The 14,340-nt window shown below is 66.3% G+C and carries 11 protein-coding genes; 3 read left to right on the plus strand and 8 right to left on the minus strand.

The genetic code is table 11. The features are described from left to right. Positions 1-187 precede the first annotated feature (187 nt). Positions 188-514 (plus strand): FtsB family cell division protein, encoded by a 327-nt coding sequence (locus QFZ54_RS02140; RefSeq protein ID WP_307083990.1) that lies wholly within the window; start codon positions 188-190, stop codon positions 512-514. Positions 515-690: 176 nt separating this feature from the next. On the opposite strand, the gene QFZ54_RS02145 is transcribed toward QFZ54_RS02140, so the two are convergent. Then, positions 691-1,515, minus strand: coding sequence for an alpha/beta fold hydrolase (locus QFZ54_RS02145; protein WP_307083992.1), 825 nt, complete (start codon positions 1,513-1,515; stop codon positions 691-693). A 125-nt stretch (positions 1,516-1,640) separates the two neighbouring features. On the opposite strand from QFZ54_RS02145, the gene QFZ54_RS02150 reads away from it, so the two are divergent. After that, entirely contained in the window at positions 1,641-3,380 is a 1,740-nt protein-coding gene (locus QFZ54_RS02150; RefSeq protein ID WP_307083993.1) for a DUF885 domain-containing protein, read from the plus strand. A 157-nt stretch (positions 3,381-3,537) separates the two neighbouring features. On the opposite strand, the gene QFZ54_RS02155 is transcribed toward QFZ54_RS02150, so the two are convergent. Then, positions 3,538-4,953, minus strand: a complete 1,416-nt coding sequence (locus QFZ54_RS02155; protein ID WP_307083995.1) for an MFS transporter — start codon at positions 4,951-4,953, stop codon at positions 3,538-3,540. A gap of 57 nt (positions 4,954-5,010) precedes the next feature. On the opposite strand from QFZ54_RS02155, the gene QFZ54_RS02160 reads away from it, so the two are divergent. Next, positions 5,011-7,140 carry a prolyl oligopeptidase family serine peptidase gene (locus QFZ54_RS02160; RefSeq protein WP_307083996.1) on the plus strand — a complete coding sequence of 710 codons (2,130 nt, stop codon included), beginning with the start codon at positions 5,011-5,013 and terminating at the stop codon, positions 7,138-7,140. A gap of 134 nt (positions 7,141-7,274) precedes the next feature. Here the strand turns inward: QFZ54_RS02160 and QFZ54_RS02165 are convergent, their stop codons facing one another. The 6 genes from QFZ54_RS02165 to QFZ54_RS02190 form a co-directional block, all read right to left on the minus strand. Next, entirely contained in the window at positions 7,275-7,826 is a 552-nt protein-coding gene (locus QFZ54_RS02165; RefSeq protein WP_307083998.1) for a glycine zipper 2TM domain-containing protein, read from the minus strand. A gap of 78 nt (positions 7,827-7,904) precedes the next feature. Continuing rightward, the gene (locus QFZ54_RS02170; RefSeq protein WP_307084000.1) at positions 7,905-8,195 is read right to left on the minus strand and encodes a hypothetical protein; all 291 of its coding nucleotides are present in this window, start codon (positions 8,193-8,195) and stop codon (positions 7,905-7,907) included. 128 nt (positions 8,196-8,323) lie between these two features. Beyond that, positions 8,324-8,617 carry a DUF1330 domain-containing protein gene (locus QFZ54_RS02175; protein ID WP_307084002.1) on the minus strand — a complete coding sequence of 98 codons (294 nt, stop codon included), beginning with the start codon at positions 8,615-8,617 and terminating at the stop codon, positions 8,324-8,326. 51 nt (positions 8,618-8,668) lie between these two features. After that, positions 8,669-10,591, minus strand: coding sequence for an alpha-L-fucosidase (locus QFZ54_RS02180; RefSeq protein WP_307084004.1), 1,923 nt, complete (start codon positions 10,589-10,591; stop codon positions 8,669-8,671). Positions 10,592-10,610: 19 nt separating this feature from the next. Next, positions 10,611-12,908, minus strand: coding sequence for a GH92 family glycosyl hydrolase (locus QFZ54_RS02185; protein WP_307084006.1), 2,298 nt, complete (start codon positions 12,906-12,908; stop codon positions 10,611-10,613). Then, on the minus strand, positions 12,905-14,335 hold the full coding sequence (locus QFZ54_RS02190) for a glycoside hydrolase family 125 protein (protein WP_307089220.1): 1,431 nt from the start codon (positions 14,333-14,335) through the stop codon (positions 12,905-12,907). Before QFZ54_RS02190 ends, QFZ54_RS02185 begins: the two co-directional genes overlap by 4 nt. Positions 14,336-14,340 lie beyond the last annotated feature (5 nt).

Below are 14,340 nucleotides of genomic sequence, written 5' to 3' on the forward strand. Positions count from 1 at the left end.
GTAAGTCCCTCTCGTCATCCCCGCGGAGGCGGGGACCCATACTTTTTGAACGGCAGTGTTCCTGCTGCAAGGCCAGCCAGTATGGGTTCCCGCCTGCGCGGGAATGACGGGTGGGTGTTTGACGGGTATAGGTGCCTAATCAGTCGGTGATGACGAACGGATTGCGACAGAGGTACCGGAGGACGACATGGCACGCGTGACGACGAAGACCAGCAAACTGCGGAAGACGATGCGCAAGGCCGCGTGGCCGGCGTTGGGGCTGACGCTGATGGCGTTCTTCGGCGCGTATGCCGTGCTCGGGCCGAACGGGATGTTCGCGTATGGCGATTACAAACGCCAGCTCGCGAAGCGGGAGCGGGACTATGCCGTGCTCGATCGCAAGCGCGAGGTTCTGAAGAACCGGGTGGCGTTGCTGAACCCGGATCATGCGAACCCGGACATGGTCGACGAGATGGTTCGGCGGGAGCTTAACGTGGCGCATCCGGACGAGGTGATCGTTCCGCTGGGGAACTGAGCTTCTGCACCCCTCTTTGGAAGGGAGGGGATCTTTTGCTCCCCTCCCTGAAAGGGAGGGGTTGGGGGTGGGTCGGCCGGCTTGGGTCGCCACCGTTCGAATATGCGGAAGCCGACCCACCCCCGACCCCTCCCTTCCAGGGAGGGGAGAAGAGGGGTCGGCTTCCGATCAAGTGTCTACCGACCCAGGAACGTCAGCAGGTCGTTCGTGAAGCGACTGCTCTCCGTGATCGTCAGGCCGTGCGGGGCGCCGTCATATTCTACCAGTTGCGAGCCGGCGATGCCCTTGGCCGCGGCGCGACCGGTGGCGTCGATCGGCACCGTCTTGTCGCTCGTTCCGTGGACGACGAGCGTCGGTACGCGGAAGGCGGCGAGGTCGGCGCGGAAGTCGGTGTGGCCGAACGCCTTGGCGCATTCCAGAGTCGGGTGCAGGCCGGCCTGCATCGCAAGGCTCCAGGCCCAGTCGACGACTTCGTCGCTGACCGGCGAAGTGATGAACCCGACCCCGAAGAACTGCTGGAGAAATGTCTTGAAGAACGCCGGGCGGTCTTCCTCGATACCCGCGCCGATGCTCGCGAGCGTCTCCTCGTCGACGCCATCGGGGTTGTCGTCGGTCTTGAGCATGTACGGCACGACAGACGAGATCAGCCCGGCTGCAACCACGCCCTTGCCGTCGTAGCGGCTCATGTAGCGTGCGATCTCGCCGCCGCCCATCGAGAAGCCGACGATCGTCGCGTCGTTCTGCGCGCCGGTGGCTTCCATCACGTCGGCCAGATCGTCGGTCAGCGTGTCGTAATTATAGCCGGTCCAGGGCTGGCCCGAGCGGCCGAAGCCGCGGCGGTCGTAGGCGATCGCGCGGAAGCCGGCATTGGCGAGCGCCATCGCCTGCGCGTCCCAGCTGTCGGCGTTGAGCGGCCAGCCGTGCGTCAGGATCACCGGGCGACCCGTGCCCCAGTCCTTGACGTAAATGTCTGTACCGTCGCGGGTTTTTACGTAGGGCATGAAGCTATCCAGTCTCTCGAGGGAGGTGACGGTTCAACGGCTCATCGTACGCGCCGTTCCGCACGCTGGCGTACCGAGGCTTCGACTGGCAGCATGGTACCAGACGAATCGGAATCGGAGACAGGATGCGGATCGGACTTTTGACGACGGCGCTCGGCGCGGTCCTCGCCTTGAGCGCGTGCGGCCCCGCGCAGACTCCTTCGAACACGCAGGCTCCCGCTGCGTCTACGACCGCTGCGACGAGCGACTGGGCGGGGTTCCGCGATGGCTTCATCGACGGATGGTTCAAGATCGATCCGGCCAACGCGGTGTATCAGGGCAAGCACGAATACGACGGTGGCTTGGGCGACTGGAGCGCTGCGGGGCTGAAGCGGCAGGCGGACTTCCTGCATGGCGCGATCGACAAGGCGGGGGCGTTCAAGGACCTCAAGCCTGCCGAGGCGTTCGAGCGCGACTATCTGGTGCAGGTCGCCAAGGGGAAGCTGTTCTGGCTGGAGGACGCTGACCAGCCGCATCATAACCCGTCCTGGTATGTCGGCGCGGGGCTCGATCCGAACGTCTATATCGCGCGCAACTATGCCGATGCGCCGACGCGGATGAAGGCGCTGACCGCGTTCTTCCAGAAGATCCCGGCGGCGGCGGGCAATATCAAGGCGAACCTCAAGGCGCCGATGCCGCTGAGCTACGTCAATTTCGGGGCGGCGGCGTTCAACGGCTTTGCGGATTATTACAGCGGCGATGCGGTGAAGGCGTTTGCGGGCGTCAAGGACGCGGCGGCGCAGAAGCAGCTGACCGATGTGGCGACGGCAGCGGCGGCGGCGATGCGCGATCTGGGGACGTGGACCGAGGGCCAGCGCGCGACTGCGACGCAGGATTTCGCGCTGGGGGCGGACAAGTTCTCGCGGATGGTGGCGATGACCGAGGGTGTCGATACGCCGCTCGACCAGCTCGAGGCGGCGGGTGTCGCCGATCTGAAGCGCAACCAGGCGGCGCTGGCGCAGGCGTGCGGGGCATTCGCCAAGGGGCTGTCGATCACGGCGTGCATGGACAAGATGAACGCGAACAAGCCGGTCGGCGGCCCAGTTGCGGAGGCTCGGCGGCAGATCCCGACGTTGCGGAAGTTCGTCGTGGATCACGACCTGCTGACGATTCCGGGGACCGAGCAGGCGCTGGTCGAGGAATCGCCGCCGTATAACCGGCAGAACTCGGCGTATATCGATCCGCCGGGACCGTTCGAGACGGGGGTGCCGTCGATCTATTACATCTCGCCGCCCGACCCGAGCTGGACCAAGGCGGTGCAGGATGCGTTCGTGCCGGGCAAGAACGACCTGCTGTTCACGTCGGTGCACGAGGTCATGCCGGGGCATTTCGTCCAGTTCCTGCATGCGAACCGGTCGCCTTCGCTCCTCGGGCGGCTGTTCGTCGGGTATGCGTTCGCCGAGGGGTGGGCGCATTATGCCGAAGAGATGATGTGGGAGGCGGGGCTTAACGACGGTGATCCTGAGACTCATGTCGGTCAGATCTCGAACGCTCTGTTGCGGGATTGCCGGTATCTGTCGGCGATCCGGATGCACGCCAAGGGGATGACGCAGGAGCAGTCTTTCCGGATGTTCGTCGACGAGTGTTACCAGGACGAAGGGAATGCGAAGCAGCAGGCTGCGCGGGGGACGTATGATCCTGCGTATCTGAATTATACGATGGGTAAGTTGATGATCCGGAAACTGCGGGCGGACTGGACCGCGACGCGGGGTGGGCGGAAGGCTTGGAAGGCGTTCCATGACCAGTTCTTGAGTTATGGGGGGCCGCCGATTCCGTTGGTGCGGAAGGCTATGATGGGGGAGGCTGAGGCTGGCGCGGCGTTTTGATTTGGGGCTAATCCTCCCCGGGACGGGGAGGATTGGCTTCTTGCTGCTCCCTCTCCCCTTTGGGGGGGGGGCTGGGGTGAGGGGTTGTTTCCGGGGGGAGCATTGCTGGGCTGCCCCTCTCCCCGACCCTCTCCCCGGGGGGGAGAGGGAGTAGGAGTTACCGCGTCTGTTGTGCGGGTTGAACGTCTTGGGTTTCCTCGGTCGGCGGGTTGCGGATCGAGGGGCGGAGGCGGCTTAGGCTGCATAGGCCTGCCACTAGTGCTAGGCCGGCAGCGACCAGCGGCGGGGTCATACCGGCGCCTACGCCCATGGCCAGGAGGGCGGCTACCAAGGTGGCGCCGGTGGTCTGGCCTACCAGGCGGACCGTCGAGACCAACCCGCCCGCTGCCGCGGCGCGTTCGCGGGGGGCGGAGCCGATGATGAGGCGCGCGTTCGGGGCCATGAACATGCCGAAGCCCGACCCACACACAGCCATTCGCCAGGCGATGTCGAAATAGCCGGGGTCTGCGGGCATGTACGCGATCAGCAGCAGCGCGCAGATCGATACGCCCATGCCGATGCCGCCGAGCAGGCCTGCGGGGTAGCGATCCGATAACCAGCCGGAGAGTGGCGCGACGAACATGTTGGCCAGCGGCCACGGCGCGATCGCTGCGCCGACTTCCGCCGCGCTGAACCCGTAGGCGTGCGTCAGGCGGAAAGGCGTCGAGAGCAACAGCGTCATCTGCGCGATGAACGCGGTGTAGGCACCGATCGCCGACAGCGCGAGCACCGGGCGCGCGAGCAGGTCGATCGGCAGGATCGGCTTGGTCTCGCCCTGTTCGCGCTTCACGAAGAACCAGCCGATCACCGCGCCGGTCAGCACGATCGCGGCGGAGACGATCGGGCTGTCGCCGTGGACCGCGCTTTCCGCGCCGCCGATGACGAGGCCGATCATCGCCGCGCACATCACTGCGCCGAGGACGTCGAAGGGTTCGTCACGGCGTTGCGGTTCGGGCAGCGCGCGGCCGAGTAGCAGGCTGGCGATCGCGAACGGTACTGCGCTGGCGAACACCCAGGGCCAGGGGGCGATAGCCAGCACTAAGCCGCCGATCGTCGGTGCGAGGGCCGCCGAACTGGAAACGACGACCGAGTTGATGCCGAGCCCGCGGCCGAGCTGCTTGGTCGGGTAGATCGAGCGGATCAGTGCGGATGAGACGCTTAGTGCGGCCGCAGCGCCGAGCGCTTGTGCCGCGCGGACGACCAGGAGGAACGGCAGGCTCTTCGCGAAGAAGCAGAGCAACGTCGCCACCGTGAAGAGCAGCTGGCCGTATTGGTACATCCGCTTCAGCCCGATCCGGTCGCCGAGTCCCGAGAACGGGAGCAGCGCCATTGCCAGGATCAGCTGGTAGACCGTGACGACGGTCACCACCGCGCTGCTGCCGACGTTCAGGTCGCGCGCGATCGTCGGGAGCGCGACGGTGGCGATACCGCCGTCGATAATCGTCAGCGCCGTGCCCGCCGAGATCGCGGCGATGGCGATGAAGCGGCGGGGTTTGGGCAGGCCGTCGGCCGCCGATATCTGGTCCGGTTGCATTGCGGACGGCGATAGACCCCGGCATGAAGCTCGCCAAGCAATTCAGGGAGATACGGTATGCGGGTTCTGACTTCGATGCTTGCGGCGACGATATTGAGCGGGACGACCGGCCTTGCAGGCGCCGCTGCGCTTGCCCAAGTCGCGCCGATGACCAAAACCGATACAGCCGCTGACCCGTATATCTGGCTCGAGGACAAGGACGGCGCGAAGCCGCTGGCCTGGGTCGAGGCGGAGAATGCGAAGACTCTCCCGCGGCTGCAGAACGATCCGCGCTACAAGACCTTCTACGCCGAGGCGCTGGCGATCGCGTCGGCGAAGGATCGCATTCCGATGCCGAACCAGATGTTCGGGCGGATCTATAATTTCTGGCGCGACGCCGAGCATCCGCATGGGCTTTGGCGCTGGACCAGCGCGGCGGATTACGCGAGCGCAACGCCGAAATGGACGACCGCGCTCGATCTCGATGCGCTGGGCAAGGCCGAGGGCAAGCAGTGGGTGTGGAAGGGTTCGACTTGCCTCCAGCCCGAGGAGCGGCTGTGCCTGGTCGCGCTGTCGGAGGGTGGCGAGGATGCGGTGACGTACCGCGAGTTCGACCTGTCGACGGGAGCGTTCGTCGCGAACGGCTTCATGTTGCCGAAGTCGAAGCAGGATGCGAGCTGGGTCGACAAGGATACGCTGCTGGTCGCGCGCGATTGGGGCGCGGGGACGACGACGCAGTCGGGCTATGCGTTCGTGTTGAAGCAGGTGAAGCGCGGCCAGCCGCTGACCGCCGCTATCGAGGTGTATCGCGGCGCGGCGACCGACCAGGGGCCGACCGGCGCCGACGTGCTGACCGACGAGAAGGGCAACCGGCTGGTCGTGATCCAGCGGCGGAAGACGTTCTTCGGTGCGGACAAGCTGGTGTGGACGCCGGCGGGGACGCGGCCGCTCGCGTTGCCCGACCGGACGTTTCCGGCGGGAATGATCGACGGGCAGGTAATTTTCTCGACCAGCGATCCCTGGGGCAAGATTCCCGAGGGGGCGGTTGCCTCTGCACCGCTTGCCGAGGTCGAAAAGGGGACGATCAATCCGACGATCGTCTTCGCACCGGGGCCGCGCCAGTCGGTCGACGGGATGGCGTTGACCAAATCGAAGCTGCTGCTGGTGGTGTCGGACAACGTCCGCGGCCGCGCGTCGGTCTATACGCACGGGGCGGGGGGCTGGACTGCGAAGCCGATCGCGTTGCCAGACAATGCCTCGATCGACGTCGCGAGCACGACCGATCGTAGCGACGATGCGTATCTGACGGTGACGGGGTTCCTGACGCCGACGTCGCTCTATTCGCTGGATGCGGCGTCTTTCGCTGCACCAAAACCGATCAAGACGTTGCCGCCGAAATTCGATGCGTCGAACGACGTGGTCGAGCAGTTCGAGGCGACCTCCACCGACGGGACGAAGGTGCCGTACTTCGTGGTCCACAAGAAGGGCATCACGCTCGGCGGGACCACGCCGACGATCATGACGGCGTATGGCGGCTTCCAGGTGTCGATGACGCCGAGCTATTCGGGGAGCACCGGCAAGCTGTGGCTGGAGCGGGGCGGGTCTTATGTGCTTGCCAACATCCGCGGTGGCGGGGAGTTCGGGCCTAAATGGCATGATGCTGGGCGGAAGACCAAGCGGCAGGTCATCTACGACGACTTCGCCGCGGTGGCGAAGGACCTGTTTGCGCGGAAGCTGACGAGTCCGGCCAAGCTCGGCATTTATGGCGGGTCGAACGGTGGGCTGCTGATGGGGGTCGAGTTCAACCAGCATCCGGACCTGTGGAAGGCGGTGACGATCCAGGTGCCGTTGCTCGATATGATCCGGTATGAGGGGATCGCGGCTGGCGCGTCGTGGGTCGACGAATATGGCTCGGTGACGGTGCCGGAGGAGAAGGCGTTCCTCGAAAAGATCTCGCCGTATCAGAACATCAAGAAGGGCGTCGCGTATCCGGAGCCGTATATCTGGACGACGACCAAGGACGACCGCGTCGGGCCGCAGCATGCGCGGAAGTTCGCGGCGCGGTTGAAGGAATATGGGCTGCCGTATCTTTACTATGAGGATACCGCGGGTGGTCATTCGGGGGATGCGGATATCGAGCAGGGGGCTCGGTTGCAGGCTCTGCAGATGACGTATTTTACGCAGAAGCTGGTCGGGCCGGCGAAGTAGGGGGCGGCTCCTACCGTCTCCCGCTACTCCATGCCGTTCTCCCGCGAACGCGGGAGCCCAGGGTTACGAACGGTACCGCTTGTGATCCTGGGCCCCCGCTTTCGCGGGGGAACCGTGAGGCGTTAGTTTCAACGTCAGCGGCAGCGGACCTGGTTGTTGCTCTGCTCGACCGCACGTCCGGCCAGGCCGCCCGCTGCTGCACCGAGCAGCGAACCGACGATGCGCGAACGGCCGCCGTCGATGACGTTGCCGAGAATGCCGCCACCCGCTGCACCGACGATCAGCCCGGTCGTGCCGTCGTTGCGCTTGCAGTAATATTGGCCGTCCTGGCCCGCATAGACGCGGTCGTTGGTTGCCAGCGTGCGTTCCTGGTAGTTCGGGCCTGCGCGGTAATAGCGTGATGGATCGTAATTGCCTTCGTCGCGCTCGTCCGGATAGGCTTCCTGATAGCCACCGCTCCGATCGGGTGCGGTGCGGTAGCCGCCCTGTGGCGCATAGCCGCCGCGATTGCCGCGGAGCGACTGGTAGCGATCGAATTCCTGGCGGAAGATCTGCAATTCGCTGTCGAGGCGTGACTGGGCGGCGGCGAAACGCGCGTCGTCGGCTTGCGACTGGGCGAGCGCGGGGGTGGCGGCGGAGAGGCAGGTAGCGGCGATCAGTGCGGCCGTACCGAGGAAACGCTTCATGATCCGGATCCTTCTGGGGGAGTCACAACGAGAGTGGGCGGCAGCATCGCGCCACCGCCCACTCGATTTCAAGACCTATCAGCGGCAGATCTGCACGCGGCGGTTATGGCGCCATTCGGTGCGGCAGCGGCGATTGTTGTTGTTCCAGTTGCGACGGTCGTTGTCGCGGCCACGATAGCGGCGGTTGTCGTGGCGATCGCCGCGGTGATCGTTCCGGCGATAGTCGCGACGGTCGCCACGATGATCCCCGCGGTGGTCGTTGTCGCGATACTGCTGGCTGTACCCGCGCTGCGCTTCTGCGGGAGCGGCGGCGCCGAGGCCGAGCGTTGCGAAAGCCAACCCGGCGGCGATGAGATGCGTAAACTTCATGAGATGTCCTCTCGAACCCGACAATCGGGATGCGCCGTTGTACGGCTATCGAAAGACATCGTTCCTGAACAGGGTTGTCGGCTGGCGTACAGGTTGGGCGCGCCAGCCGAGGATCGATTGGCCCGAAGTTAGCTGGGGAGGCCTTCGATCACGAACACCCGGTAATCGGCGCCCTTGAGACGGTGCTGCAATGCGTCCTGATAGGCGGGGCTGTCGTACCAGGCATGCGCCTCGGCCACGTCCGGGAATTCGAGGATCACGGCGCCGTCGACGGTCGGACCTTCGAGCGTCTCGATCGCGCCGTAGAACGCCAGCGGGGTCAGCGTGCGTCCTTCGCGGGCCAGCGGTGCCTTGGCCTGATACTGCTTCATCTCGGCGGCATCGGTGATCTCGTTGCGCACGAATACGACATAGGCGGTCATCTGGATTCTCCTTCTGCGGCGGCAGGGTGGCGGTGGATATACCTATGCCCGTCACAATGCGCCTGGTTTCGGCCTGAACGCGCCGAGGCCTGCGATCGCGAGGCGTTGCGCGGGGATGGCGGTCTCGGCGAACGAGAAGCGCAGGTAGCGCGCGGCGGTCGGTCGGGCGAAGGCGATACGCTGGGCGGCAAGCGCGTAGGCGATGTTGGGGAGTTCACCCTTGGCGATGTCCTGCCAGGTCTTGCCGTCGGCGCTCGCCTCGACCCGGTAGCCCTTGGGCGGGGCGGTCTTCGCCATCACCGCGCGGGATGGGATGAGGACGAACCCGGCGAGTGTCTCGGTCGCGCCGAGGTCGATCGTGACCGAGGCGGGTATGCCGGGTGCGGGTGCGGGCATGGTCCAGGCGGTTGCGCTGTCGTCGTCGAGCAGCGCCTTGGCGCCCGGTGCGGTGGCGGTGACGATCGACCAGCGGCTGGTGACGACGGTGGTCGTGTCGGTGTTCCGGACCGGTGCGACCGGAGCGGGCGCGACCTGGCGGAACAGCGCGACTTCGCTGATCGCGGGGCAGGCTGTGCCTTCGAGGATTCGCAGGCGGAGGCGGCGGGGGGCGATCGGTTTTTCGAGACGAACGATCCGTTGGGGGCCGATTCCCGAATGCTCGGCGAGCTTTTCCCATCGTCCGTTGATCTCCGCATCAATAGCGAAGCGGGTGACGCGTATGCCGAGCGGGAGATACTCGCGGAGGCGGATGAGATCGAACGATCGGCCCGGCGGGAGGTCGAGCGTAAGCGTCGGGGTGGTGATGGCGTCGGGCGTCGACCAATAGGTGTCGCGGTTGCCGTCGAGCACCGTGCTGGCCGCATAGGTCTTCCCGCGGACGTGGGTTGCCGATGCGACCGCACCTTTTGCGAGATCGGTGGCGAAGGTCGCGGCCTGCGCGGTGCCGAACGACTTCAGCGTCTCGACGTCGATGTCGGCGAGGCGACCGCGGCGGTCCGGCGGCAGGTTGAGGTTGAGGTTGGTGCCGCGGCCGACCGACTCGTCGTGGAGCTTGATGAGGCGCGCGGGCGTCTTGACCTTCGAATCCTCGTCGGCGTGATAGAACCAGCCGGGCCGGATCGAGACGTCGGTCTCGGCGGGCCACCAGAGCGGCGCGCCGCGCACGCCCGAATTGCCCTCGGACTGGACATAGGGATGGTTCGGCATCGTCGGCCAGCACGGATCGCCGGCGACGCCATCCTCGTTCCCGACCCAGCGCAGGTCCGCGCCGAGCGGGTCGAAGGTGCAGGCCATCGGCTGATGCTGGTGGACCAGCGCGACGATCGACGGCCAATTATAGTATTTCGGGGCGTCGATCTTCCGCGTGTCGCGCGCGCCGCCGTAATAGCCGTCACCGCCGTTCGCGCCGTCGAACCAGAATTCGAACAGCGTGCCATAGCGCGTGCAGAGCTCGACCACCTGCTTGCGGAAATATTCGACATAGGCTGGGCGGCCGTACTCGGCGTGGTTGCGATCCCAAGGCGAGAGATAGAGGCCGAAATCGAGGCCGGCGCGGCGGGTCGCGCGCTCCATCTCGCCGACGATGTCGCCCTTACCGTCCTTGTAGGGACTGTTGCGGATGCAGTGTTCGGTCAGCATCGTCGGCCAGAGGCAGAAGCCGTCATGATGCTTGGCGGTCAGGATGATGCCGCGCATCCCGCCCGCCTTGGCTGCCGCGACGATCTGGTCGGGCGAGAAGTCGGTCGGGTCGAAGAGCTTCGGATCCTCGTCGCCGTATCCCCATTCGCGATCGGTGAAGGTGTTGATCGAGAAATGGACGAACGCGTATTGCTCTCGCGCGTGCCAGGCGAGTTGGCGCTTCGAGGGTGTCGCACCCCAGGGTTTCGGCGCGGTGTCGCGGCCGGCACCTATCGCTGGCGTGGCGGTGGCGGCTAGACCCGAGGCGAGCAGCAGGCGGCGGGAAACTTCGGTCATCATCGTCTCCGGGAGAGGCTCAGGCAGCGGGCTGGCCGAACGAGGGCGGTCGGTCGGCGAGCTTCGCGCCGAATGCAGGGTTCGGCGTGGCGGACATGGTGAAACGGAGCGTGCCGCCAGTCGCGAGATCGGCGTGGGATATCCAGCTCTTGGTCCACGGCTTGCCGTTCCACTGGACCGCCGCGACGTAGGGCGTGTCGGCGCGGTTGCCGGGGGCTTCGACGACCAGCTTGCGACCCTTGCCGACGCGGACTTCGGCGTGGGTGAACAGCGGCGAACCGAACACGTAGACCGCCGCCACCGGATCGACCGGGTAGAAGCCGAGTGCGGACATCACGAACCACGCGCTCATCTGGCCGCAATCGTCGTTGCCGATGATCCCGTCGGGTGCGTTGCGGTACATCGTGTCGAGCAGCTTGCGGACCAGCGCCTGCGTCTTCCACGGCTGGCCGACATAGGCGTAGAGATAGGGCACGTGCTGATCGGGTTCGTTGCCGTGCGCGTATTGGCCGAGCAGCCCGGAGATGTCCGGCGGCGCGTCCTTCGGCAGCGTCGACGGTGCGGTGAACAGCGCGTCGAGCCGTGCAGCGAATTTCGCGTCGCCGCCGAAATGCGCGATCTGGCCGTAGAGGTCGTGCTGGTTCAGGAACGTGGTCTGCCAGCCGTTCGCCTCGGTGAAGTCGCGGTAGCGCTTGGTGTGGCTGAGCTGGATCGGGTCGTAGGGCGTCAGCCAACTGCCGTCGGCGAGCTTTGGCCGCGCTAAGCCGATCGTGGGATCGAGCACGTTGCGGTAGTTGCGGCTGCGGAGACGCAGGCGGTCGGCGTCGTCTTTCGCGCCGGCCTTCTGCGCGAGCGTGGCCATCGCCCAGTCGTCATAGGCGTATTCCTGAGTCCGGCTGACCGACTCGTCGACCGTATCGGCAGGGAGGTAGCCGCGCTCGATATACGTGCCACGTGCGCGACTGTTGACCAGATCGGGCGCCGCGGGATCGAACGCGCGCGTACGGATCGCGGGCCATGCCGCGGCATAGTCGGCGTCGATGCCCTTTGACGCGGCCTCGGCCATGATCGCGACCGAATGCCAGCCGATCATCGTGCCGGTCTCTACCCCCTGGAGCGGCCAGCAGGGCGGGCCGTACGCACTTTGCTGCGTCTGGCGGATCAGGTCGCGGACCAGCGATTTCGCGCGGTCGGGGGCGACCAGCGTCAGCAGCGGGTGGAGCGTGCGATACGTGTCCCAGGTCGAATAGGTGCTGTACGCCTGTTCGCCGGCGGGCACGCTATGGATCTCGCGATCGAGCCCGATATAGCGGCCGTCGACGTCGGAGAAGAGCGTCGGGGCGATCATCGCGTGATAGAGCGCGGTGGTCATGATGACGCGCGCATCGTCGGTGCCGCCCTCGACCTTCACGACCTTCAGCGTGTCGGCCCAGGTTCGGATCGCCTGACGCCGCGCGATGTCGAAGTCGCGGAAATAGGACGCGGCGAGGTTGGTGCGGGCGCCGGCCATGTCGACTGCCGAGACGGCGGTGCGGACGACGATCGGCGCTTTTCCGGCGTCGTCATAGTGCAGAACTGCCCGGACGCGGTCTGCGGTGACGATCGCGCCGTTGACGCTTTGCTCGCCGGCGTGGAGCGTGATCCGGTCGGGCTTGGGTGAGACGTGCATCGCGAAATGGATGCGGCGGCCCTTGGCCCAGCGGAACGTGCGGCGGCTGCCGGTGAGCGTGCCGTCGGTATCGAGTTCGATCCGGCTCTCGTCGATCAGCGGACCCTCGCCGGGGCGGCTGTCGCGGTAGTTGCCGAGGTCGACCAGGAGATGGCCGGGGCCGGCGGGGAAGTGGTGACGCTGCCACCCGACGCGCGTCTCGGCGGTCAGTTCGGAGCGGACGCCGTTGCCGAGCGTGACGGCGTAATAGCCGGGCTCGGTGACCTCCTGCGTGTAGGTCTGGCGATAGCCTTCGCCGGGCTTGTCGGGTGCGCCGGGCAACAGCTTCACGGCGCCGCGACCGGGGACGACCAGCACGTCCATCAGGTCGGCGATGCCGGTGCCCGACAGATGCGTGTGCGAGAAGCCCATCATGGTCGGGTCGCCGTGATGATAGCCTGAGCAGTTCGCCCAATTCTCGGTATCGGTATCGGGGCTGACCTGGACCATGCCGAACGGCATCGTCGCGCCGGGATAGGTATGGCCGTCGCCGCCGGTGCCGATCCAGAGGTCGGGTTTTGCTTGTGCCGAGCGCGCGGCGGCGGGGACCGCACCGGCGATCGCCAGCGCACCGCTGGAGCCTAGCAGGGCGCGCCTGGTAATCTTCATAATGCGCTCGCCAATAGTGCGGGGCGGGTGTTGGCAAGCTGAACGATCAGTTCTCCGAACAGCCCGTTGGCCCAGGCGAACCAGGAGCGGGTGAACTTGGCGGGATCGTCCTTGTCGAACGCCTCGTGGATGAAGCCGGTGTCGGCATCGGTGTCGCGCAGCATACGCAGGCACGCGCGGACCGTGGCATCGTCGGCGCCCGCCAGCGCGCGGACAATCAGCGACATCGGCCAGATCTGGCCGAGCCCGACATGCGGTCCGCCGATTCCCTCGGCCTTGCTGCCCTTAAAGAAATACGGGTTTGCGTCGCTCCAAGCGGCTTGCGCGGTGCGGCGCCAGAGCGGATCGGTGGCGGGGACGCAGCCCATATAGGCGAGCGCGGAGAGCGACGGCACGTTGGCGTCGTCCATGAAGATCGCGTTGCCGAAGCCGTCGACTTCGTATGCCCAGACCTCGCGGCCGTCACGCAACCGCATGCGGCCGTGTGCGACGAGGGCCGCCTCGACTTCGTTCGCGAGCGCGGTCGCATCGGCGGCGAGCGCGGTGTCGTGACGCGCTTCGCTCGCGACGACCGCAAGTTCGCGCAGGGTGGTGACCGCGAACAGGTTGGACGGGATCAGATACGGGTAGACGCAGGAATCGTCCGACGGGCGGAAGCCGCACTGGATCAGGCCGTTGGGCTTGGCGGGATTGCCCCAGCCTTCGAGCGCCATCGTCTCGGTGTTGCGGTTCGAGGATCGGAGGAAGCTGTAGGGGCCGCGACCGTCCTTGCGCTGTTGCTCACGGTAGGTGCGGATGCTCGCGCGCGCCGCCTCGGCCCAGGTCGCGTCGAACGGCGTCGCGTCGCGCGTCGCCTGCCAATAACCGTATGCTAGCCGCATCGGATAGCAGAGCGAGTCGATCTCCCATTTGCGCTCCGCCACGCCGGGTTTCATCTCGGTCTGGTCCTTCAGCGCCCAGCTGAGGTCGGTCTTGGCGGTCGGGCTTTCCATGAACGCGTTGGCGTAGGGGTCGATCAGGATCGACCGCGACTGGCGTGCGATCAGGCCGCGGAAGAGCGTGCGCAACGCGGGATCGTCGCGGACGAGATGGAGATACGGACGGACTTGCGCGGAGGAGTCGCGGAGCCAGAGGCAGGGGATGTCGCCGGTGATGACGAACGCATCGGGCGCGCCGCCGATGGTCGACATGCGGACGGTGGTGTCGAGCGTGTTCGGGTAGCAGTTGCCGAACATCCAGCGCAGCTTCGGGTCGCCGATACGGGCCGAGACGCGCGCGATCTCGCGTTCGACCGAGCGGCTGGTGAAGTTGCGGTCGGCGAGCGCGGGGCGCTTGCTGGGGAGCGAGGGGCGGGCGGCGAAGGCGGGCGTGCCGACGAGCGCGAGGCCCCCGGCCACGCCGCCCGCCATGACGGTGCGGCGGTCCATGGTCG

Source organism: Sphingomonas faeni (assembly GCF_030817315.1).
In the GTDB taxonomy this organism is placed as follows: Bacteria; Pseudomonadota; Alphaproteobacteria; order Sphingomonadales; family Sphingomonadaceae; genus Sphingomonas; species Sphingomonas faeni_C.